At 60.7% G+C, this 21,654-nt stretch carries 17 protein-coding genes; 13 read left to right on the plus strand and 4 right to left on the minus strand.

Features of this window, described 5'->3' with window-relative positions; all coding sequences use genetic code 11:
• Window positions 1-3: 3 nt before the first annotated feature.
• Window positions 4-1,350 carry a glutamine synthetase family protein gene (locus AK821_RS12610; protein ID WP_064389942.1) on the plus strand — a complete coding sequence of 449 codons (1,347 nt, stop codon included), beginning with the start codon at window positions 4-6 and terminating at the stop codon, window positions 1,348-1,350.
• Between the two features lie 119 nt (window positions 1,351-1,469).
• Here AK821_RS12610 and AK821_RS12615 read toward each other — a convergent pair whose 3' ends face one another.
• Window positions 1,470-1,886 (minus strand): hypothetical protein, encoded by a 417-nt coding sequence (locus AK821_RS12615; protein WP_064389943.1) that lies wholly within the window; start codon window positions 1,884-1,886, stop codon window positions 1,470-1,472.
• A 369-nt stretch (window positions 1,887-2,255) separates the two neighbouring features.
• Between AK821_RS12615 and AK821_RS12625 the strand changes: the two genes are divergently transcribed.
• Window positions 2,256-4,115, plus strand: a complete 1,860-nt coding sequence (locus AK821_RS12625) for an ABC transporter ATP-binding protein (protein ID WP_064389945.1) — start codon at window positions 2,256-2,258, stop codon at window positions 4,113-4,115.
• 60 nt (window positions 4,116-4,175) lie between these two features.
• Here the strand turns inward: AK821_RS12625 and AK821_RS12630 are convergent, their stop codons facing one another.
• The 3 genes from AK821_RS12630 to AK821_RS12640 all read right to left on the minus strand — a co-directional run bounded on the left by AK821_RS12630 (window position 4,176) and on the right by AK821_RS12640 (window position 9,143).
• Complete coding sequence (locus AK821_RS12630; RefSeq protein ID WP_064389946.1) at window positions 4,176-5,474, minus strand: carbohydrate porin; 1,299 nt, start codon at window positions 5,472-5,474, stop codon at window positions 4,176-4,178.
• A gap of 105 nt (window positions 5,475-5,579) precedes the next feature.
• Entirely contained in the window at window positions 5,580-7,985 is a 2,406-nt protein-coding gene (locus tag AK821_RS12635) for a glucose/quinate/shikimate family membrane-bound PQQ-dependent dehydrogenase (RefSeq protein ID WP_064389947.1), read from the minus strand.
• Window positions 7,986-8,282: 297 nt separating this feature from the next.
• On the minus strand, window positions 8,283-9,143 hold the full coding sequence (locus tag AK821_RS12640) for a LysR substrate-binding domain-containing protein (RefSeq protein ID WP_064389948.1): 861 nt from the start codon (window positions 9,141-9,143) through the stop codon (window positions 8,283-8,285).
• A gap of 252 nt (window positions 9,144-9,395) precedes the next feature.
• On the opposite strand from AK821_RS12640, the gene AK821_RS12645 reads away from it, so the two are divergent.
• The 11 genes from AK821_RS12645 to AK821_RS12695 all read left to right on the plus strand — a co-directional run bounded on the left by AK821_RS12645 (window position 9,396) and on the right by AK821_RS12695 (window position 21,617).
• Window positions 9,396-10,238: a transporter substrate-binding domain-containing protein gene (locus AK821_RS12645; protein ID WP_064389949.1), complete on the plus strand. Its 843-nt coding sequence runs from the start codon at window positions 9,396-9,398 to the stop codon at window positions 10,236-10,238.
• 58 nt (window positions 10,239-10,296) lie between these two features.
• Window positions 10,297-11,148, plus strand: coding sequence for a transporter substrate-binding domain-containing protein (locus AK821_RS12650; RefSeq protein WP_064389950.1), 852 nt, complete (start codon window positions 10,297-10,299; stop codon window positions 11,146-11,148).
• The gene (locus AK821_RS12655) at window positions 11,145-12,569 is read left to right on the plus strand and encodes an FAD-binding oxidoreductase (protein ID WP_064389951.1); all 1,425 of its coding nucleotides are present in this window, start codon (window positions 11,145-11,147) and stop codon (window positions 12,567-12,569) included. The genes AK821_RS12650 and AK821_RS12655 overlap by 4 nt, the downstream gene beginning before the upstream one ends.
• On the plus strand, window positions 12,566-13,777 hold the full coding sequence (locus AK821_RS12660; protein ID WP_064389952.1) for an aminotransferase class I/II-fold pyridoxal phosphate-dependent enzyme: 1,212 nt from the start codon (window positions 12,566-12,568) through the stop codon (window positions 13,775-13,777). Before AK821_RS12655 ends, AK821_RS12660 begins: the two co-directional genes overlap by 4 nt.
• Window positions 13,774-14,508, plus strand: a complete 735-nt coding sequence (locus AK821_RS12665; RefSeq protein ID WP_064389953.1) for an amino acid ABC transporter permease — start codon at window positions 13,774-13,776, stop codon at window positions 14,506-14,508. The genes AK821_RS12660 and AK821_RS12665 overlap by 4 nt, the downstream gene beginning before the upstream one ends.
• Window positions 14,498-15,286, plus strand: coding sequence for an amino acid ABC transporter permease (locus AK821_RS12670; RefSeq protein ID WP_064389954.1), 789 nt, complete (start codon window positions 14,498-14,500; stop codon window positions 15,284-15,286). Before AK821_RS12665 ends, AK821_RS12670 begins: the two co-directional genes overlap by 11 nt.
• Complete coding sequence (locus AK821_RS12675) at window positions 15,273-16,109, plus strand: amino acid ABC transporter ATP-binding protein (RefSeq protein WP_064389955.1); 837 nt, start codon at window positions 15,273-15,275, stop codon at window positions 16,107-16,109. The genes AK821_RS12670 and AK821_RS12675 overlap by 14 nt, the downstream gene beginning before the upstream one ends.
• 17 nt (window positions 16,110-16,126) lie before the next feature.
• Complete coding sequence (locus AK821_RS12680) at window positions 16,127-16,723, plus strand: cysteine dioxygenase (protein WP_064389956.1); 597 nt, start codon at window positions 16,127-16,129, stop codon at window positions 16,721-16,723.
• A 63-nt stretch (window positions 16,724-16,786) separates the two neighbouring features.
• Complete coding sequence (gene metC / locus AK821_RS12685; RefSeq protein WP_064389957.1) at window positions 16,787-19,531, plus strand: cystathionine beta-lyase; 2,745 nt, start codon at window positions 16,787-16,789, stop codon at window positions 19,529-19,531.
• A 131-nt stretch (window positions 19,532-19,662) separates the two neighbouring features.
• Window positions 19,663-20,841 carry an N-methyl-L-tryptophan oxidase gene (gene solA, locus AK821_RS12690; protein ID WP_064389958.1) on the plus strand — a complete coding sequence of 393 codons (1,179 nt, stop codon included), beginning with the start codon at window positions 19,663-19,665 and terminating at the stop codon, window positions 20,839-20,841.
• A complete protein-coding gene (locus tag AK821_RS12695; protein WP_095112128.1) occupies window positions 20,838-21,617 on the plus strand; it encodes a MetQ/NlpA family ABC transporter substrate-binding protein in 780 nt (259 codons plus the stop codon). Before solA ends, AK821_RS12695 begins: the two co-directional genes overlap by 4 nt.
• Window positions 21,618-21,654 lie beyond the last annotated feature (37 nt).

The following is a 21,654-nucleotide window of genomic DNA, read 5'->3' on the forward strand; positions in this document are numbered from 1 at the left end:
ACGATGGACGCTGTCTGCGCCGGTTTGCTCGCTGAAGTACGTGCGTTTCGCCAACGCTACCCCGAGGTGCGTTATGTCGACCTGATCTCCCTGGACATTCCCGGGCACTTCTACGGCAAACGCTACCCGGTCGACATGCTGGAAAAAGTCGCCGCCGGCAGCGCCCTGAAACTGCCGCAAAACTGCGTATTGCTGGGCGTGCAGGGCGGTTTGTTCGAGATCGGCGATTACTGCTTCCACGACGGTGACCCCGACGCCGTGCGCCGTCTGGTGCCGGGCACACTCAAACCGGTGACCTGGGAAGCGCAGCCCCTGGGGCAGATGCTGATCACCTCGGACGGCACTGAAAAACCGATCGAATTCGAACCCCGTGAAGTCCTCGCGCAAGTGCTCAATCGGCTGGCGCGCAAAGGCATTCACCCGGTGGTCGCGTTCGAACTGGAGTTCTACCTGTTCGATAAAAAGCTGCGCGACGGCCTGCCGCAATTCCCCCGCGATGAACTGAGCGACGACGCCGACGATCAGCCGAACATGCACATCGAACGCCTGTCACGCTTCGCCCCGGTGCTCGATGAAATGGTCGAAGCCACACGCGCCCAAGGCATCGACGCCACGGTGATCACCGCCGAACTTGGCCCGGGTCAGTTCGAAATCAACTTCGGCCACCTCGACGACGGCCTGCGCGCAGCGGACTGGGCCGCCTTATTCTGCCGCAGCACCCGTGGCGTTGCGCTGAAACACGGCTACCGCGCCAGTTTCATGGCCAAGCCTTATCTGCAGCACCCCGGCAGCGGCATGCATGTGCATGTCAGTCTGTACGATGCCGACGGCAACAACTTGCTGGCGGCCAACGAACAACAAGCGCTGCGCCACGCCATCGCCGGCTGCCTGGAACTGCTGCCACACAGCATGCCGATCTTCGCCCCGAACCAGAACGCCATGCGCCGCCTCGGCGGCACGGTGAACACCGCGACCAAAGCCAGTTGGGGCTTTGAGGATCGCGATGCGTGCTTGCGGATTCCCGAGTCGGATGAGAAGAACCTACGGGTTGAATATCGACTGGCGGGAGCGGATGCCAACCCTTATTTGGTCCTGGCAGCGATCCTGGTGGGGTTGGAGCATGGGCTGGCGGCGGGCAAGGAACCGATTGCGCCGCTGAACGAAGATCGCAACAGCGGCATTGATTTCCCCAAGGAAATGTTCGAAGCCGTACGCGCGATGCAGCATCAGCCGCAGTTGCGGGCGGGATTGGGTGGGGAGTTTGTGGATGTGTATTGCGAGAATAAACGGCAGGATCATTTGGCGTTCATGCAGGAGATTGGGGCGCGGGAGTATCGCTGGTATTTGTGAGGGAGGGAGAACGGGTAGGGTGAAATCGTGAGTGGTTGTTATCGGCCAGACGCAGCCATGCGAAGAATTTCCTTCGCCGGAAGGCTTAATTGGGAGTGTATAGCCCCGGCATGCCTGTCTCAGTCGCTGCCCATGCCTCTTTTTCGCACCCAATTGATCACCAGCAAAACCCCTGCCGCGATCCCTTGCGTCCCGCACATGACCCAGATCAGAGCTGTGTGAAAAAGGAACCAGGAACTCAACCCCAACAGCACTGACAGCACGACCCCCAGCAAAAGCAGTGGCAGGTACCGTACCGTGGGGGCGTCTTCCAGTGCGTCAGCGAAGATGCTCCAGCAGGCCCATTGTGAGTACAGGGCGAGAATCAATACCAACAGAACCCACCACCCGCCTGTTATTGGTTCTGAAGTGAACACGGTGATCAGAAACGCGATGACACTCCACAGCGTAAAAACAAACGTGGTGCTGGCCGGCACGGTGTAGGCGGGAAGGGCCAGGGCGATCTGGATCAGCTTGAGAGTTTGCAGTCGAGTCATCAATACGCGCTCCTTGCGAGAACATTGAACAACGCCGATGGCTTGCGAAGTGACTATAGATCAGCGCTTCACCGGGTGCGTACGTGCGCCACCGCGGCAACAACGCGACCAGACGCCCATCCGCCAGGCATTCACTGGCGATGAACTCGGGAAGTTCGGCGAGGGCCTAGCCGTTCAACAAGGCTGGCATAAGCGTCAGCGTTGGTCGCCCGCAGCGGACCGTCAGTGAGCACAGTTGTGTAGCGCTCACATACCTTACGGTTGTACACGAGCCAATCACCGGCCGTGTTGAACACACACTTTTTCACAAAGACCTCCTATGCACCAATCAATGGCAAAATCCCCCTTTGATCGGTTTGGAGACCCCACATGCTTCGTCTATTCGAACGAAGACTCGACCCTTTCCCTCCTGACGAGGTGCCGCCACCGCCCACCGGTCTGGCGCGGTTCCTCTGGGCTTGTACCCGTGGCGCGCGTGGTTATGTGCTGGCCTTGGCGCTGCTCAGTGCCGCGGTGTCGATTTATGAGGCGTGGCTGTTTTCCTTCCTCGGGCAGGTGGTTGATTTGCTCTCGACCTGGCAGGCCGGCGGGGAAGCGGCGGCGCAGGAGACGCGGGTGTTGTGGGGCATGGGCATTGTCATGGTGCTCAGTGTCGGACTGGTGGCGTTGCGCACCATGGTGCAGCACCAGATTCTGGCGATTAACTTGCCGTTGCGGCTGCGCTGGGATTTCCATCGGTTGATGCTGCGGCAAAGCCTTTCGTTTTTCTCCGACGAGTTTTCCGGTCGGGTCACGACCAAGGTGATGCAGACCGCTTTGGCAGTGCGCGATGTGTTGTTCACGCTGATCGAGATCCTGCCGGGGATCGGTGTGTATTTCATTGCGATCATTGCGCTGGCCGGCGGCTTTGCGCTGAAGCTGATGTTGCCGTTTCTGGCCTGGGTGATTTTGTTCGGGCTGGCGATGTGGTACTTCGTGCCGCGTCTGGGCAAGGTCGGGCAGGAGCAGGCCAATGCGCGGTCGATGATGACCGGGCGGATTTCCGATGCCTACACCAACATCACCACGGTGAAGCTGTTCTCGCACTCCAATCGTGAAGCGCATTTTGCGCGGGCGGCGATGGAGGATTTCAAGCTGACAGGGTTTCGCCAGATGCGTCTGGTCAGCCTGTTCGAGATCGTCAATCAGGCCCTGGTGGTGGCGTTGATCATGTCGGCGGGCGGTTATGCGCTGTGGCTCTGGCATCAGGGCGAGGTCGGCGCCGGTGCGGTGGCGGCCATCACGGCCATGGCGTTGCGCATCAATGGCATGTCGAACTGGATCATGTGGCAGATGACGTCGCTGTTCGAAAGCATCGGCACCCTGCACGACGGCATGGAGACGCTGACCCAGGGCACCAAGGTGCAGGACGCGCCGGATGCCGGCGTACTGAAGACGTCCGGCGGCGCGGTGACGTTCGACAACGTCAGCTTCAATTACAACGGCGAACGGCAGGTGCTCGATGGCCTGAACCTGAGCATCCGTCCGGGGGAAAAAATCGGTCTGGTGGGCCGCTCCGGTGCCGGTAAATCCACGCTGATCAACTTGCTGCTGCGCTTCTATGACGTCGACCGCGGGGAGATTCGCATCGACGGCCAGAACATCGCGCAAGTAACCCAGGACAGCCTGCGCAGTTGCATCGGCATGGTCACCCAGGATACGTCGCTGCTGCACCGTTCGATTCGCGACAACATTGCTTATGGCCGGCCCGATGCGACCGACGCGCAGATTCGCAGCGCGGCAGCCAGCGCTCAGGCCGATGAGTTCATCAGCCAACTCAGCGACCGCCAGGGCCATACCGGCTACGACACCCTAGTCGGTGAGCGCGGGATCAAGTTGTCCGGTGGCCAGCGTCAGCGTGTGGCGATTGCCCGGGTGATGCTGAAGAATGCGCCGATCCTGCTGCTCGACGAAGCCACCAGCGCGCTGGATTCAGAAGTCGAAGTGGCGATTCAGGAAAGCCTCGACGAGATGATGCAGGGCAAGACCGTGATCGCGATTGCTCACCGCTTGTCGACGATTGCAGCGATGGACCGCCTGATCGTCATGGACGAAGGGCGCATCATCGAACAAGGCACCCACAGCGAACTGCTGGAACGCAACGGCGTGTATGCGCGGCTCTGGCAACATCAGAGCGGCGGGTTCCTCGGTGAGGATCAAGGCGTGGCGGAGGTTCTGGATCAGGCCTGATGTTCGAACACAAAAAAACCGGCATTGCGCCGGTTTTTTTGTGCCTGCAAACCCGAGGGTTTACAGCGACGCTTTCACCTGCAGACCAAACACCAACGCATTGTCGATGTCCTGCCCGGAGAACGCGCCCGGCTCGATGATGTATTGCATGTTCGGACGCAGGGTCAGCCATGGCGTGGCTTGATAGCCGTAGCCGAGCTCGATCAATTGTTCGGCGCTGTCCAGGTTCGGGAACGCGGCGCCATTGTCCAGCGCGGCGTCTTGCTGCACATCGCGGCTGCGCGGGTTCGGCACGGCGCGACCGTAGCCCAAAGCGACGGTGTCACGCGGGCGACCTTCGAACGGTTTGTACAAAACCACGCCGGTGCCGTACCACTTGCTGAACGGCGAAGCCGCTTCGCTGGCCGCCGAGTATTGGCCGAAGGCATGCAGGCTGCGGCCTTCGGACGACTCCGAGCGCCACACGGCTTGATCGACCAACAGATAATGACCACCGCGACCGGACACTTCTTTACTGCTGCCGATGCGTTTCACGTCGGAGCTGTCGTAGTAGTAACCGACTTTATATTCACCCGGCAGCTCGCCCGCGTGCTTGTACACCAGCTCGATCGGCACCACGGTACCGGTGGTGTGTTTCGGGCCCAGGTGCCAGGCACGGCTGGAGTTGCCGTTGCTTTCCGGATCGACGTTGAACGCGGCCACGCGCAATTGCCACGACGGCGACAGATCGTATTTCACCCGCACACCCAAGTGCGCGTTGGGGTAGTTGGTCCAGCCGCTGCCACCAGACATGTTCAGCGGGTGACCGCAGAAACCGGCGTTCATGAAGTTGCACAGAATGCCGCTGTCGAGGCCACCGAGGTCATTGCCCATGGCCATGTAACCGAGTTTCACGTTGAGCGCCGGGGTGAACAGGCTGCGCTCGTAGCTGAGTTCGGTCAGGCGCGTGTACAAGCCGCCGTAGTTTTCCTGGATCGGCAAACGGTTGCCGACCAAGTCTTCCGAAGCGCTGTTGCCGCGACGGTCATTGATCGTCAGTTGGACTTTACCGGCGTTGTCGAAGCCATACAGTTTGCTCAGATCGAACTGCACGCCGAGCTTGATGTTCTGCGAGTAGCGCGCCGAGCGATGCAGGCCACCGTCAGCGTTGTAGGCTGTTTCGCCGCTGTAATCGCCGGTGAACTTGATGCCTTGTTCATCCATCTGGTGACGCAAGCCACCCCAGTCGCCGGTCAGGGTGCTGCGGCTCAACAGATCGGCATCGTTGTCCGCCAGCGCGGGGAGGGTGGTGGTGCAAGCGACGCCCAGCAACAGGCCTTTGAACAGGTCGGAACGGGAAAAACCAACAGCCGATAGCATGTAAATCTTCCTGCAGAAAACATGAGCAATAAGGGGGAAAGCAGCGCGGCACCCGAAGGTGCCGCGCTCGAAGCAAGCGTCCGCGCTTAACGTGGACGCAGTGGTTTACGGCAAGGCGTAAGCCATCACGTAGTCGCCGCGATCGGTCGACTGACGCGCGCCACCGGCGGTGATGACGATGTATTGCTTGCCGGTTTTCGGCGAAACATAGGTCATCGGCCCGCCCTGGCTGCCGACTGGCAGACGTGCTTTCCAGACTTCTTCACCGTTGCCGCTGTTGAAGGCGCGCAGGTAGAAGTCCTGGGTGCCGGCGATGAAGATCAAACCACCCTGGGTCGACAGGGTGCCGCCGAGGGTTGGCAGACCAATCTTGATCGGCAAGTGCATGCGGATACCCAGTGGACCGGTGTCTTCAACGGTGCCGACCGGAACCTGCCAGGCGATTTTCTGGGTCTTCATGTCGATCGCCGTCAGCGTGCCGAACGGTGGTGCCTGGCAAGGAATGCCGGCTACCGACAGGAAGCGGTTTTTGTTCACGGCGTAAGGCGTGCCTTTCAGCGGAACGGCGCCCATACCAGTGTTCAGCGCTTCGCCTCCGCCAGCGGCCTGGCCTTTGTTCTGCGACGGGATCATCTGAATCCACAGACCCAGGCGCATGTCGTTGACGAAGATGAAGCCGTGTACCGGGTCAGTGGAGAGGCTGCCCCAGTTCATGCCACCCAGCGAACCCGGGAAGCTCAGCGATTTGTCCATGCCCGGCGCGGTGTACAGGCCGTCGTAGCGCATGCCTTTGAAGTCGATGCGGCAGAGCAATTGGTCGTACGGGGTGGCGCCCCACATGTCCGATTCAGTCAGGTGCTGAGCACCGATTTCTGGCATGCCCACCGATTTCGGCTGAGTCGGGGAGTACGGTTCGTTCGGGATGTTCGCCGCTTTCACCGGGACTTCTTTAACGTCAGTCAGCGGTTTGCCGGTGGCGCGGTCGAGCACGTAGATCTGCCCGGCCTTGGTGCCGATGACCAGCGCCGGAATGCTTTTGCCGTCCTTGGTGAAGTCGATCAGGCTCGGCTGCATCGGCAGGTCGAAGTCCCAGAGATCGTTGTGCACGGTCTGGAATACCCAACGCTCGTCACCGCTGGTGGCGTCCAGCGCGAGGATCGAAGCACCGTAGGTGTGATCGAGTTTGCTGCGCTCGACACCATAGATGTCGGTCGACGAACTGCCCATCGGCAGGAAAACCGTGTTGGTGGCCGGGTCGTAGGACATCGGTGCCCAGCTGTTCGGCGTGCTGCGCACATAAGTGCTGCCTTCGGCTGGTGCGTTTTTATCCTGCGGGTTGCCCGGGTCGAAGGCCCAACGCATGGCGCCGGTGATCACGTCGAAACCACGGATCACGCCGCCGGGCATGTCGGTCTGCACGTTGTCAGCTACGCGACCGCCAACCACCACGGTGGTGCCGGCCATCAACGGAGCGGAGGACAGCTGATAGTAGCTGTCCGGCACGTTACCCAGACCGGCCTTCAGATCAACCTGGCCGTTGTTGCCGAAACCCTGGCAGAACTCGCCGGTGTCTGCATCGACCGCGATCAGGCGCGCATCGATGGTGTTGGTCAGCAGACGACGCTGGCAATTGGCGGCCGGCGCAGGCTTGGCTTCGATGATCGACGAGTTGCTCGGCTGAGCAATCGCTTTGGTGGCGTCGAAATAGGCCATGCCACGGCAGCGCTGCCAGACTTTCGACTGCGCGTTGATCGCGTTCTTCCACAGCTCTTTGCCGGTGTCGGCATCGAGGGCGATCAGGTTGTTGTGCGGGGTGCAGATGAACACCTTGTTGCCAACCTGCAGCGGAGTGAGCTGGTCTTCGGCGCCGTTGCCATCGCTCTCGGCGACGTCACCGGTGTGGTAGGTCCACGCGACTTTCAGCTTGTCGACGTTGTTGCGGTTGATCTGGTCCAGCGCGGCGAAGCGGCTGCCACCTTCGGTATTACCGTAGTGCGCCCAGTCTTTTTGCGCCTTGTCCGGCTCGACCGGGGTCAGGCCCGGGCCGGTGCCGGTTGCGGCAACGGTCGGGTGCGCGACGAACATATTGCCGGCCGCGACAACCACGCCGACCGCCAGCACCGCCGCCACAGCGTAAGCGCCGCGACCGGCAACGCCACCGTTGGCACGCTTGAGCAGCGGATAGACCAGCGCCACGACCAGGCCGATCACGCTGAACATGAACAGGCGCGAGAACACCGGCCAGAACACCAGGCCAGCATCGATCACTGCCCAGATCGCGGTGCCCACCAGGAACGCGGCGAACAACCACGCACCGGCAAGCTTGAAGCGCGCGATCAACAGACCGGAAACGGCCATGACCAGGCCACCCAGCAGGAAGTACCACGAGCCTCCCAGGCTGACCAACTTCACGCCGCCCGCAGCCAGCGCCAAGCCGAGCAGGGCGATGACGACGCCCAGCCCGATCAGAATGAATTTTGATATGCCCGAGAGGCGTTGACTCTGCTTCACGTTGAGTGTCCCGTTGAAATGAGGCGCGCATTATATAGTTAGGTAACTACCTAGTTAAATCACAAATTCAGTAATAAAGCGTTGTTCGTTGTTGAATAACGCGCCTGAGCCGGAACTGGCGTACTCAGAGGGTCGAGCAGGTTTATGGAATGTCGGCGAAAGACGCGTTTATGTCAGGGAAAATGTGGGTTATGACAGTTCTACAACAGTGTCTTGTTCAGTCAGCGCTCAGCGATCAGCCGACGCACGGCATTAAAAAGCAGCTTAGCCCACAAATCTTGCAGCGTCGGAGAACAGTCATGCCCCCTGGCGGCTTCTGATCAATTCATAAGCCCGGCGCACCATCGGGTTCACGGTGTTGGGGCGGATCCACAGGTGATAGGTCACGTCCGGCAACCGTGGCAACCCGTCGGTTTCACCCAGTACGCGCATGTCCGGCCCGAGCATTTCCATACTCCGCGCCGTGACGCCAAGACCTGCGCGTGTTGCCGCTTTGATCCCGATCAGATTGGACGCCAGATACGCCTGACGCCATGGGATGTTCGCGCGTTCCAGCGCTTCCAATGCGTAACGTCGATAGATGCTCGGTTCATCCACCAGAATCAACGGCAGGGGTTCGCCGGGGTTATGGATGTACTGCGCCGAGCAGATCCACCACACCGGCGAAGTGCGCAGGGCGAAGCCTTCGAGGCTGGCGTCCTGGCGGGTGGAAATGACCATGTCGATCTTGCCGCGGTGCAAATCTTCCATCAGAAACGGACTGCGACCGACGTCGATCTCAAGCCGCAGGCGCGGGGCCGAGCGGGCGATGTGGCTGAGTATCGGCGGCAGGATGGTGTCGGCGATGTCGTGAGGCGAGCCGATGCGCAACACACCGCTCAGAGTGCTTTCGCGCAGACCATGGAGTGCCTCGTCGTTGAGCAAAAGCATTTGCCGCGCATTGCGCAACAACTGCAATCCGGCCTCGGTGAGTTGTTTTTGCCGCCCGCGCTTCTCGAACAGACTCACGCCGACCAGTTGCTCCAGCCGCTGCATGTGCTGGGTGACCGACGACTGCGTGCGCGCCAGTTGTGCGCCGGCCTCGGCAAAACTGTGGTGATCCACAACAGCAATAAAGGTGCGCAGCAATTCGAGGTCGAGGGTAGATGAGGTCGACATGGCCATTCCTGTTGGCTGTTTTATATCAATACGGCAACGCTAAACATTACAGATATTGATGTGTTTCTGTCGATGGCTTGAGTTGATCGATCCGAATTCCCAGTAAACGCTAGGCTTAAAGGCTTATGCCAAAAATCGCAATACGCCGAGTTATAACGATATTAGATATTTGAATTTCCGTTACACCCGCGCGCTACATAGGATGCCCTCACACAGATCGGGGTACGCCGATCAACCATCTGGGGGAAGTTCATGTTGCTCAAGCGCACGCCTGTTAAACAATGGTTGCCCGTGGTACTGGGCGCTCTGATCGCGTTGGCCGGAACTGCGACTGCCCATGCCGATGCGACGCTGGACAAGATCGAGCAGCGTCATCAGTTGGTGGTCGGCGTGTTGCTGTCCGGTGGCCCGTTCGGCGGGGTTGATCCCACCACGCAGAAACCGCGCGGCCTGAACGTTGAACTCACGCAGGAGTTGGGCCGTCGCCTCGGCGCTGAAGTGCAACTGGTGCCGGTGCTGCCTGCCAACCGCGTGCAGTTTCTCCAGCAAGGCAAAGTCGATTTGCTGATTGCCAACATGGAGTGGACCGCCGAGCGCGGCGAGATCCTCGGCTTCGTACCGACGCCGTTCTATCGCGTCGGTGGCACCGCCGCTGTACTCAAGGACAGCAAGATCACCCGCTGGGAAGATCTGAAAAACCAGGCAGTCTGCACCTCGCAGGGCAGCAGTTACGTCAAGCCGCTGACCGATTTGGGCGTGGAGATCAAAGCCTTCAAGAGTTCGTCGGAATCGTTGCTCGCCCTGCGTGGCAACAACTGCGTCGCGGCGGTGCATGACGCCACGCTGATCAATCCGCTGCTGGCTGACTCCGCCGAATGGCAGGGCTATCGAGCGATCAGTCCGGAACTCAACCCGGCGCCGTCGGTGATCTGGACCCGTCGCGGCGAAAGCGACACTCAGGCCAGGCTCGATCCGATCATTCAAGACCTGCATCGCAGCGGCTGGCTGATTGAAGCCCAGACCCGCAACCACATCACCCCCGCATCACCTGCGCTGGTGGAACTGCAACAGCAGTTTCAAGCCAACGGCGCCTGATCGCCCACGTTTTCCACGGTCCATCGTGCTGCGCGATGGCCTTGCAAGGTAGTCGTGCATGAACCGTCATTTTTCCGCAAGAAATCTGCTCACCCTGTGCCTGGCCGGGTGTGCTGGTATGGTCGCCAGCCTCGCCCAGGCCGATGCGACGCTGGACAAGATCGAGCAACGCCACGCCATCAGCGTCGGGGTGATTCTCAGCGGCCCGCCGTTCGGTACGATCGAGCCGAAAACCGGCGAGCACCTGGGCTATAACGTCGAACTGGCCAAGGGCATTGCCAAGGCGCTGGGCGTCGAAGCCAAAACCGTCTCGGTGCTGGCACCCAATCGCGTGCAGTTCTTGCAGCAGGGCAAGGTCGACATCCTGATTGCCAACATGCAGTTCACCGAAGAGCGCGCCGAGATTCTCGATTACGTGCCCACGCCTTACGAGGAAGTCGGTGGCGCGGCATTGATTCGAAAGGGCGCGGGCATCAGCCAATGGGCCGATCTCAAGGGCAAACCGGTGTGCGTGTCGCAGGGCAGCAACTTCATCAAGCCTTTGCAGGAAACCTACGGTGCCGAGATCAAGGCGTTCCGCAGTCAGTCGGAGTCGCTGCTGTCGCTGCGCGGCAATGGTTGTGTGGCAGCGGTGCATGTCAGCCCGACCATGCACGCATTATTAAGCGATGCCGAGTGGTCAGGTTATGAAACGCCGCTGCCGGGCGATCTGATTCCGTCCAACTCAGTGATCTGGCTACGCAAGGGCGAGCACGATACCCAGGCAAAACTCGATGCCATCGTCCGTGACTGGCACCGCAGTGGCTGGCTGATCGAGCTCGGCGAGCGCACCGGCATGGCACCGTCGCAAGCCTTGCGTGATTTGCACGAGCAATACCGCAATGCGGCGCCGTTGGCGGCGCAACCATGAGCGGGGCATTGTTCGAAGCGTTGCAGCAACTGCTCGGCGCCAACCATGTACAGAGCAGCGAAGACGCGGCGGCGTATCTGACTGACAAACAGGGCCGTTATGTGGGGCAAGTCATTGCCGCGGTTCACCCGGCAAGTACCGAGGAAGTCGCGGCGGTAGTGCGTGCCTGCGTGGCACGGGACACCCCCATCGTGGTGCAGGGCGGTAACACTGGTCTGATGGGCGGCGCCACGCCGGACGCCAGCGGTCACGCCGTTCTGTTGCTGCTTGATCGCCTGAATCGGGTGCGCTCGGTAGACACCGATAACGACACCCTGACCGTCGAGAGCGGTTGCATTTTGCAAAACGTTCAGGACGTTGCCCGTCTGGCCGGACGCTTGTTCCCACTGAGTCTGGGCGCCGAAGGCAGTTGCACGATTGGTGGCAATCTGGGCACCAATGCCGGCGGCACTGCGGTGTTGCGCTACGGCAATACCCGCGAACTGACCCTGGGTCTGGAAGTGGTGACAGCTGAGGGTGAAATCTGGAACGGTCTGCGCGGTTTGCGCAAGGACAATACCGGTTACGACCTGCGCGATCTGTTTATTGGCAGCGAAGGCACACTCGGCATTATCACCGCGGCGACGCTGAAGCTGTTTCCGTTACCCAAGGCGCACGCCACGGCGTTGCTGGCCTTCGACTCTCTCGCTCAAGCGGTGGCATTCCTTTCCCATGCACGCGCTGGTTTCGGCGCCAGCCTTACGGCGTTCGAACTGCTCAGCGCCGAGTGTCTGGCGTTGTTGCGCGAGCAGTTTCCCGAAGGCCCGCAACCGTTTCTCGGCGTCAGTCTGCCGTGGTTCGCCTTGCTCGAACTGTCGGATAACCACAGCGAAAGCCACGCGCGCGAAGCGTTTGAAGAGGTACTCGGCGAAGCGTTCGAAAACAGCTTGCTCGCCAACGCATTGATCGCCGAAAGCCTCGCTCAAAGCGAAGCGCTATGGCTGCTGCGGGAAAACATGAGCGAGGCGCAGAAGCGCTCCGGACGCAATATGAAGCACGACATTTCGGTGCCAATTTCGCAAATCGTGGCGTTCGTCGCGCACACCGATGCGTTGTTGCAAACACATTTCCCCGGCGTGCGTCATTTCACCTTCGGTCATTTGGGCGACGGCAACCTGCATTACAACGTGGCGCATCCGCTGGATTCGACCGTCGAGGCGCACATGGCCAACTACGCCGCATTGAGCGAGCTGGTCCACGACAGCGCCCATGCCCACGGCGGTTCGATCAGCGCCGAACACGGCATCGGCCAGCGCAAACCGGACATGCTTGAACGCTATAAAAGCCCGGTTGAGCTGAACCTGATGCGGCGCATCAAGCAGGCGCTGGACCCGAAAAACCTGCTCAATCCCGGTAAGGTTGTGGAGGTGATTGCGCCATGAACCTGCGCCTGTCCCGACGTGTGCAACGCGTCTCGCTGTCGGCCAATGCCGCCGCCAAATCCCGCGCGACTGAATTGCGTGAGGCCGGTCGCGACATTCTCGACCTGACCACCGGCGAGCCGGATTTCGACACCCCCGAACACATCAAGCAAGCCGCCTGTGCGGCCATCGCTGCCGGGGCGACCAAGTACACGCCAACCCCCGGCGTGAAAGCCTTGCGCCTGGCGGTGCAGCGCAAACTGCAGCGAGAAAACCGTCTCGACTATCCGCTGGCCGACATCGTGATTGCCAACGGCGCCAAGCAGATCATCTTCAACGCGTTTGCCGCGACCCTGGATGACGGTGATGAAGTACTGGTGCCGACGCCGTATTGGCCGTCGTTTCCGGACAGTGTGCGGTTCAACGGCGGCGAGCCGGTGTTTATCGAATGCGAACTTGAGCAGGGCTGCAAGCTCAGCGCCGAACAACTGCAACAGCACATCGGCGAACGGACCCGCTGGCTGATCCTCAACGGCCCCGGCAATCCGAGTGGCGCGGTGTACAGCGTGGCTGAACTGCAAGCGATCGCCGCCGTTCTGCGCCGTCACCCGCAGGTGCTGATCCTGTTGGATGAACTCTACGAGCACATTCGCTTTGACGGACAACCGGCACAGAGCCTGCTCAATGTGGCGCCCGATCTGCAAGCGCGTTGTCTGCTGGTCGGCGGCGTCTCGAAAACCTACGCGATGACCGGTTGGCGCATCGGTTTCGGCGCCGGCCCGCAAGTGCTGACCGAGGCCATGACGGTCGTGCAGTCGCAATCGACTTCCGGTGCGTCCTCGGTGGGGCAAGCCGCCGCACTGGCAGCGTTCGACGGCGGCCTGGATTTCTTGCCGGAACAGCTGGCGGCTTATCACTGGCGGCGGGATTTGCTGGTGAACGCCTTGCGCGATATCGACGGTCTGGAAGTGCTTGAGCCACAGGGCGGCTTCTTTGTGTTTGTCCGCTGCGCCGGTCTGCTCGGGCGTTATCGCCCGGACGGAGTGCGCCTGAACAATGACGCGGATGTCGTCGCGTATTTACTGGATGAGGGTGTCGCGGCTGTGGCGGGCAGTGCTTATGGCTTGTCGCCGTGGTTTCGCCTGTCAATCGCCACCGCGACCGACAGCGTGGCTGAAGCCGGGCGGCGCATCGCTCATGCCTGCCGACAATTGCGGGGCGCAGCATGAATCACTGGCTGGAAATGTTCGTCCACTGGACCGCCGGTTTCGGTCTCAATTACAGCTTTCTGCTCGACGCCTATCAGCGCGGAACGTTGGCACAGGGCGCATTGACCACGGTGTGGCTGTGCCTGTTGACCATCGTTGGCAGCTTGCTTGCCGGTGTCGGCCTGGCGGCAATGCTGACCTCAGGCAAACCGTGGCTGGCCAGACCGGCGCGGGTATTTGTCGAAGTCACCCGCAACACACCGACGCTGGTGCAACTGTATTGCGCATTCCTGGTGCTGAACATGTTGTTGACCCAGGCCGTCGGCGCGGCGAATCCGCTGACGCCGTTCGCCTGGGTGGTGATCGTGATCTCACTGCACAAAGGCGCTTTTCATGCCGAGGCGTTGCGCGCCGGCATTGAGGCTGTGCCTGCGGTGACGCTGGAGGCTGCCAGCTCTCTGGCGTTCAACAGCCGCCAGTTGTTGTGGAACGTGCAACTGCCGTTGGCTCTGCGTTTTGCCTTGCCGTCACTGATCAACAACCTGATCGATCTGGTGAAGATGACCGCCGTGGCCTCGGCGATTGCCGTCGGCGACATCACCTACGCGGCGATCATGATCTGGACCCAGAGCGACAACGTGCTGGAGCTGATGATTTTGATCCTGAGCTTTTTCGGCCTGCTGAGTTTTACCGTCAATTGTGTGGGGCGCTACCTCGAAGCGCGCCTGAGGATGCCCGGCTATGGCCATTGAATCATCCGTTGCCGCGCCGCTGACCTGGCCGCGTCGACACCTCGGCAAGCTGCTGCTGGCGGCCGGCATTGTGCTCTGGCTGGTCTGCTTCACTCCACAAAGTCCGGTGCTCAAAGCGCTGCTGCAATGGTCGCCGGCGCTGGCCGCAGGCTTTGCGCAGAACATTCTGATCAGTCTGGTCGCGATCGGCCTGGGATCGCTGCTGGGGTTGCTGGTGGGCGCGCTGGCCTTATCGCCATTGCGCTTGCTGCGCCTGCCAGCGCGAATCTGGGTGCAGATTTTCCGCAATGCACCGTGGCTGGTGTTGATCTACTTCACCACTTACGTGTTTCCGTTCGAGATCCACATCGGCAGCACGTATGTGTCGTTCCCGGACTGGGTCAAGGTGACCATCGGCCTGGCCTTGCCGGCCAGCGCCAACGTCGCGGAAATCTTCCGCGGCGCGATTGCTTCAATCCCCAGCACCCAGTGGGAAGCCGCGCGTTCGCTGGCCTTCAGCCGCGGGCAGATCTTTTGCTCGATCATCTTGCCGCAATGCTTCAAGCGCATGTTGCCGCCGTGGATGAACCTGTATGCCGTCATCACCATGGGTACCGCGCTGGCCTCACTGGTTGGCGTGCACGACGTGATCGATACCGCGCAAATCGCCAGCAACACGGTAAACATGACCGGTTTTACCGTGGTGATTTACCTGAGTCTGCTGGCGTTGTTCTTCGCCTATTGCTACCCGATTTCCCGTCTTACCCAACACCTGGAGCGACGTTATGCCTTCTATTGAAACCGTCGCCGAGCCTCTGATCAGCCTGCGCAATCTGCACCTGTCGTTCGGCAGCAACCCGGTGCTCAAGGGCATCGACCTGGATGTGCATCGTGGTCAGGCGGTGTCGATCATCGGCCCGTCCGGCTCCGGCAAATCGACCATTTTGCGCTGCATCAGCGGTCTGCTGCAGCCACAGCGCGGCACGATCCGCGTGGGCAACACCGAGGTGCACACATTGGCTCAGGAGGCCCAGCGCATCGAATTGCGCAAACGGGTCGGGTTTGTCTTTCAGCAGTACAACCTGTTTCCGCACTTGTCGGTGCTGGAGAACCTGGTGATCGCGCCGCGCAAAGTCCTCGGCCGCAGCCGGATCGAGGCGGAAAAAGAGGCGCGTGCCTTGCTCGCCAAAGTACGTATGGAGCACAAGGCCGATGCCTTTCCCGGGCAACTTTCCGGTGGTCAGCAGCAGCGCGTGGCGATCGCCCGGGCGTTGGCGATGCGCCCGGAACTGATTCTGTTCGATGAAGTGACCTCGGCCCTCGACCCGGAAACCGTTGGTGAAGTGTTGACGGTGATTCGTGAGCTGACCGAAGAGGGCATGACCTGCGTGCTGGTGACCCACGAGATGCGTTTCGCCGAGGAAATCAGCGACATCGTCTACTTCACCGAAAACGGCGTGATCGTCGAACACGGCAGCGCCGCGAAGATTTTTCAACACCCGGACAGCGAGCGCACGCAAACCTTTTTGCGCCATGCCTTGGGCGATCCGGGGCGCCGTCCTGTCGTCGCCAATGACCCCTATCTGCTGACCAATCTGGGTCGCTACAGCCTGTCCGTCTGACACCGAGGAGCCTGTTCATGAGTAACGAAAACCGTGCCGCCGTCGTTGAGGATTTTCTGCAGAAAATCCGTGTGATCAATAAACGTGGCGTCGACCGCGCTGCCCTGGCAGAAATTGTTGTCCTGCTCGAAGACCTTGCCGAACGGCGTGATCTGTTCAACTTCGAGGCATTTCCCGCGCCGGTGCCGGGGCAGGGCAGCACGGCGTTTCGCTACCGTCTGAATGACGATGGCGACACACCGACGCTGTATCTGAACTCGTTGTTGCCTGGCAAGAGCACCATCCCCCACAACCACGAAACCTGGGCGATCATCAGCGCCGTCGAAGGCGAGGAAATCAATTACGTTTACCGTCGCGATGACGAAGGCCGCGAACCGGGGTTCACCACGTTGCACTTGCAAGAAGAAGTGATCGTGCAGCCTGGCACATCAATCGCGTTTCTCGGTGAAGACCTGCATGGCATTCGTGTCGAAGGCGAGCAGGCCACCCTGCATTTCCACCTCTACGGTTTGCCGCTGGAGTCGCTGAACGGCCGTTATGGCGTCGAAGCCGACGGGCGCATTCTCAATTACAACGCCTCGCAAATGGCGCCGTCGATCAAGGCCTACGCATGATCGACATCGCGGCCAATCAGCGCTCGCTGGCGCTTCAATAATTTCTTTTTTAGCGGAACTCCCATGAGCCAGACCGTCACCCCGGAGCAATTGCAGCAATGGCTGTTCGATGGACAGGAAATCGCCCTGTTCGATGTGCGCGAGCATGGCCAGTATGGCGAAGCTCATTTGTTTTTCGGGGTCAATCTGCCCTATAGCCGATTGGAACTGGAGGTCGGGCGCCTGGCGCCTAACCCTCAGGTGCGGCTGGTGATTTATGACCAGAATGGCGGGGATGTCGCGGCACGTTGCGCTCAGCTTTTGCAAACGCTGGGTTACAGCCGCGTACACGTGCTCGTCGGGGGTGCCAACGGCTGGCAGGCGGCTGGTTATCAATTGTTTGCCGGTGTGCATGTGCCGTCCAAGGCGTTCGGCGAATTGGTCGAGGAGGCCGCGCATACGCCGCATGTCACCGCCACGCAGTTGGCTGAATGGCAGTCGCGGGGTGAGCCGCTGGTGGTGCTGGACGGGCGGCCGTTCGACGAATACCGCAAGATGACCATTCCCGGTTCGGTCTGCTGCCCGAATGGTGAGCTGGGGTATCGCGTACAGGATCTGGTGCCGGACGACAGCACGCCGATCGTGGTCAATTGCGCCGGCCGGACCCGCAGCATCATCGGCGCCCAGACCTTGATCAATCTGGGCGTCAAGAACCCGGTTTACGCGCTGGAGAACGGCACGCAAGGCTGGTACCTCGAAGACTTCCAGCTGGAGCATGGCAGCACTCGGCGCTATGCCGATGCGGTGTCTGCGCAGACCTTGCCACAACAACGTCTCGCCACCACGCGACTGGCCGAGCAGACCGGCGTGAAAACGGTGGTCGCTGCGCAGGTTCGGCAATGGGCGAAGGAGGGCGCACGCAGTCTGTTTCTCTGTGATGTGCGCACTGCCGAGGAATTTGCCGCTGGCAGCCTGCCGGGTGCGCAACACACCCCGGGTGGGCAGTTGATTCAATCGACGGATCTGTACATCGGCGTGCGTCAGGCGCGGTTGGTGTTGCTTGATAGCGATGGTGTGCGCGCGCCGATTGTCGCCAGTTGGCTGCGACAACTGGGCCATGAGGCTTATGTGCTGGCAGGCGGGGTCAACAGTGGTCTGGCGTTGCCGGTGTATGAGACTCCGGCTCATTCGGCGTTGCCCCTCATCACTGCGCAGTCGCTGAATGATGCGCTGAAGGATGACGCGGTAGCGCTGGTAGACCTGCGCCCGAGCATGAGCTATCGCAAGGCCCATATTGCCGGCTCGCGCTGGTCAATCCGCTCGCTGTTCGCCAATGACCTCGCTGGCGAGCAGCGACCTGTGGTGTTGGTGGCCGACGACTCACGCCTGGCCGCTTTCGCCGCGCAGGCGCTGACGGACGAACAGCGTGAGCACGTGCGCCTGTTGGAGGGCGGTCTCGCTGCCTGGCGCGCGGCTGGATTCGCCGTGCAGGAGGACGCCAATGCGCCGCCCGATGAGCAATGCATCGACTTTCTGTTTTTCACCCACGATCGGCACTCCGGCAACAAAGACGCCGCCCGCCAGTATCTGGCTTGGGAAATCGGCTTGTTGGCGCAGATGAGCGCGGATGAAATCGCCAGTCTCAAACCCCTGCGTGTGCAAGCCGATTGGCGAGTCCGCACGCACCTTGTGCAATCTGGGCGAAGCGCAAAGGGCAGTGGTGCCCGGGGTGTCAACGTACCGGTCAGTCGCTTGAGCACGGTGCTGTTCGACAATCTGGCGCAAATGCGCGACGCCCGTGCTCGCCGAGACAAAGAACGCGTGCTGAGCTACGGCGCCCGAGGCAATCCGACGGCGTTCGCTCTGGAAGATCTGGTCACCGAACTGGAGGGCGGTTACCGCACCCGTCTGTTCGGCACCGGGCTGGCCGCTGTCGCCCAAACCTTTCTGACCTACCTGCGCCCCGGCGATCACCTGCTGATCACTGATGCGGTGTACGCGCCGGTGCGACGTCTGGCCCGCGAACTGCTTGAGCCGTTCGGCATCCAGGTCAACTACTTCGCCCCCGACGGCAGCGACCTGGCGGCGCAACTGCTGCCCCAGACGAAAATGGTCTACACCGAAGTCCCCGGCTCATTGCTCTATGAACTCGCCGACCTGCCAGCCATCGCCGCGCTGTGCAAACCACGAGGCATCCTGCTGGCCGTCGACAACACTTGGGGTTCGGGCTACCTGTATCGACCGCTGAAACTGGGCGCAGATATCTCGATCATGGCGCTGACCAAGTATCTGTGCGGGCACAGCGATGTGGTCATGGGCAGCGTCTGCACACTGCAGGAGGTCTGGCAGCCGTTGGCGTCGATGAGCGACACCTTTGGCATCACCGTCAGCCCGGACGATGCCTATCTGGTGCTGCGCGGTGCGCGAACCTTGGCGCCAAGGCTGGAAGTGCACGAGCGTCAGGCGTTGGAGATTGCCTATTGGCTGCAGGATCAGCCGCAGGTGAAGCGCGTGTTTCACCCGGCGCTGTCTGAACGTCCGTGGCATGAACTGTGGAAACGCGATTTCAGCGGCAGTAATGGCTTGTTGTCCTTTGAGTTGCGCGCTGCCGATGTGGACGGCGTCGAGCGCTTTATTGATGCGTTGCAGGTGTTCGGACTAGGGGCTTCGTGGGGTGGGTATGAAAGCCTGATTACCGTGGCGGATACCCAAGATCGCGTTGGTGCAGCCGAGCGCTTGCTCAATCCGGTGCTGAGGTTGCATGTCGGGCTGGAGGATGTTGCCGCGCTGATCGAGGATTTGCGGCGGGGGTTTGCGGCGTTGGGATAATCCCGAAAGTTCGGCAGCGCGACAGAATCACCCTGAGTCATGACGCAAAAGAGCATATGGATATGCAATTTTAGTCTTTGATTCCTAAAGGGTTTGCCGCTCAACTGGCGCCTTTTGATAGGAAGCTATTGATGTCCGAGCGATGTGAGGTGGTGGTTCTGGGCTTGGGTGCCATGGGCGCGGCCACGGTTTATCAATTGGCGAAAGCGGGGGTGAATGTCGTCGGCATCGACCGGCATCACCCGCCGCACAACCTCGGCTCCAGCCATGGCGACACGCGCATCACTCGGCTGTCGGTCGGCGAGGGCGCGCAATATGTGCCCATTGTGCGCAATTCTCATCGCATCTGGCGTGAACTTGAGGCGCTCACCGGTGAGTCGTTGTTCGAGCAATCGGGCCTGTTGGTGCTGACGTCGAGCGCCGAGTACGATCCTGAAGATCCATCCGACTTCACCTTGCGCACCATCGGCCTGGCGCAGACTTACGGCATCGAGCACGAAGTCCTGTCCGCCGAACAGATTCGCCAGCGCTTCCCGCAATTCGCCAACGTGCACGACTCGGCCATCGGCTATTTCGAACCGGGTGGCGGCTTTGTGCGCCCGGAGCGCTGCATCGATGTGCAGCTCAAACTGGCCGAGCAACACGGTGCGACGCTCTACAAAGGCGAGACCGTCACCGGGATCAGCTCGAACGAGGAGGGTGTCACGGTCACCACGGACCGGCGCACGCTGTTTGCCAACAAACTGGTGATCAGCGCGGGCAACTGGAACGGCGAGTGGCTCGGTGAGCCGTATGAGAACCTGCTGAGTGTTTACCGGCAAAAGCTGTTCTGGTTCGAACTGGAAGAGAACGCCGGACTGGTCGGCCACTCACCGACGTTCATCTTCACCCACGGCCGCGGCGACGACAAAATCAACTACGGTTTCCCCGCGTTACCCGGCGAAAGCAGCATGAAAATCGCCACCGCGCAGTACCACACCTCAACGTCAGCGCAGGCCATCGACCGTACGGTTTCAGCGGCCGAAGCGCAGGACATGTATGAGCACCAGGTGCACAACCGCATCGCTGGCGTGACCGCGAAAGTCGTCAAGTCCGCCGTCTGTGCCTACACCGTGACCCCGGATCGCCATTTCATCATCGACGAGCATCCGTCGCTGCAACACACCCTGTTCGTCTCGGCCTGCTCCGGGCACGGCTTCAAGCATTCCGCCGCGCTCGGCGAAGCCTTTGCGCAGTGGTGCATGCGCGGCTCGAGCGACCTGGATCTGACCTCTTTCTCCCTGAAACGCTTCGAAGGAAAACTATCGTGAAACGCGTCGCGCTCTCCGTAGCACTGCTGGTCGCCGCCATGGGCAATGCCTATGCCGAAACCCTGAAAATCGCCGTGGTGCCTGTGCCCCATGCCGAGATTCTGGAGTTCTTGAAGCCGGAACTGGCCAAGGAAGGGGTGACGCTGGATGTCAAAGTCTTCTCGGACTACATCCAGCCCGACCGGCAGACTGATGAAGGCTTGCTCGACGCCAATTACTTCCAGAGCAAACCGTATTACGAGGCCTACAAAAAAGACCGACCGAGCAGCGATCAAGTGCCGATTGTGGCCGTGCACATCGAACCGTTCGGCGCCTATTCGAAGAAGATCAAAAACATAAGCGAACTCAAGGATGGCGCGACGATCGCCATTCCCAACGACCCGACCAACTCCGGCCGTGCGCTGCTGCTGATCGCCAAACAAGGCCTGATTACTCTGAAGGATCCTGACAACATCATGGCCACGCGCTTGGATATTGTCAGCAACCCCAAGCATCTGAAGTTTCAGGAACTCGAAGCGGCGATGTTGCCGCGGGTGTTGAATCAGGTCGACATGGCGTTGATCAACGCCAACTACGCGCTGGAAGCCAAACTGGTGCCGCACAAAGACGCGCTGTTTATCGAAAGTTCGGAGTCGCCGTACGCCAATTACCTGTACGTGCGTCGCGACAAGGCCAACGCCCCAGCGGTACAGAAACTCGGCGCGCTGCTCAATTCACCGCAAGTGAAGCAGTTCATTCTTGAGCGTTATCACGGCGACGTGGTGCCGGCGTTCTGACTCCGTCGGGAGCCGGCAGAAATGCTGACGGCTCCCG

Origin of the sequence: Pseudomonas sp. RIT-PI-r, from assembly GCF_001297015.1 — a bacterium.
Classification (GTDB): Bacteria; Pseudomonadota; Gammaproteobacteria; order Pseudomonadales; family Pseudomonadaceae; genus Aquipseudomonas.

Coding starts and splice junctions, on each gene's coding strand:
- AK821_RS12670 (WP_064389954.1), top strand. CDS start 14,498: ATGGCCATTGAATCATCCGTTGCCGCGCCGCTGACCTGGCCGCGTCGA.
- metC (WP_064389957.1), top strand. CDS start 16,787: ATGAGCCAGACCGTCACCCCGGAGCAATTGCAGCAATGGCTGTTCGAT.
- AK821_RS12655 (WP_064389951.1), top strand. CDS start 11,145: ATGAGCGGGGCATTGTTCGAAGCGTTGCAGCAACTGCTCGGCGCCAAC.
- AK821_RS12660 (WP_064389952.1), top strand. CDS start 12,566: ATGAACCTGCGCCTGTCCCGACGTGTGCAACGCGTCTCGCTGTCGGCC.
- AK821_RS12640 (WP_064389948.1), bottom strand. CDS start 9,143: ATGTCGACCTCATCTACCCTCGACCTCGAATTGCTGCGCACCTTTATT.
- AK821_RS12675 (WP_064389955.1), top strand. CDS start 15,273: ATGCCTTCTATTGAAACCGTCGCCGAGCCTCTGATCAGCCTGCGCAAT.
- AK821_RS12625 (WP_064389945.1), top strand. CDS start 2,256: ATGCTTCGTCTATTCGAACGAAGACTCGACCCTTTCCCTCCTGACGAG.
- AK821_RS12680 (WP_064389956.1), top strand. CDS start 16,127: ATGAGTAACGAAAACCGTGCCGCCGTCGTTGAGGATTTTCTGCAGAAA.
- AK821_RS12650 (WP_064389950.1), top strand. CDS start 10,297: ATGAACCGTCATTTTTCCGCAAGAAATCTGCTCACCCTGTGCCTGGCC.
- AK821_RS12645 (WP_064389949.1), top strand. CDS start 9,396: ATGTTGCTCAAGCGCACGCCTGTTAAACAATGGTTGCCCGTGGTACTG.
- solA (WP_064389958.1), top strand. CDS start 19,663: ATGTCCGAGCGATGTGAGGTGGTGGTTCTGGGCTTGGGTGCCATGGGC.
- AK821_RS12665 (WP_064389953.1), top strand. CDS start 13,774: ATGAATCACTGGCTGGAAATGTTCGTCCACTGGACCGCCGGTTTCGGT.
- AK821_RS12630 (WP_064389946.1), bottom strand. CDS start 5,474: ATGCTATCGGCTGTTGGTTTTTCCCGTTCCGACCTGTTCAAAGGCCTG.
- AK821_RS12610 (WP_064389942.1), top strand. CDS start 4: ATGGACGCTGTCTGCGCCGGTTTGCTCGCTGAAGTACGTGCGTTTCGC.
- AK821_RS12615 (WP_064389943.1), bottom strand. CDS start 1,886: ATGACTCGACTGCAAACTCTCAAGCTGATCCAGATCGCCCTGGCCCTT.